The organism is Shewanella sp. CAL98-MNA-CIBAN-0140 (genome assembly GCF_040309905.1).
Taxonomy (GTDB): domain Bacteria; phylum Pseudomonadota; class Gammaproteobacteria; order Enterobacterales; family Shewanellaceae; genus Shewanella; species Shewanella psychromarinicola.
The window spans coordinates 1-240 of sequence record NZ_JBEOPI010000275.1 but is presented as its reverse complement, the minus strand read 5'-3'; the positions used below and the strand labels follow the sequence as shown (position 1 = coordinate 240).

Genomic DNA, 240 nt, shown 5'->3' with positions numbered 1-240 from the left:
TTGTTTATTATCAAATCTTTTTTATAATTTTTATTTTTTTTTTATATTCTCGGTTTTTGGATTATTTTTTCTTGTATTATTAATTTCCGATAAGCACTTGCTTTTTTTTTTTTTTTTTTTTTTCTTTTAATTTTTTTGTTTTTTATTTCATGTTCTTTTATTTTTTTTTTTATTAATTCATATTTATTTATTTTTTCTTTAGGATTTTCCATTTTTTTTATAAATTTTTTAGTTTTAACG

At 13.8% G+C, this 240-nt stretch carries 1 protein-coding gene; it reads right to left on the bottom strand.

Features of this window, described 5'->3' with window-relative positions; all coding sequences use genetic code 11:
- Positions 1-41 precede the first annotated feature (41 nt).
- The coding region (locus tag AAEY93_RS21300) for a hypothetical protein (RefSeq protein WP_351079691.1) at positions 42-240 on the bottom strand (199 nt) is incomplete at its 5' end.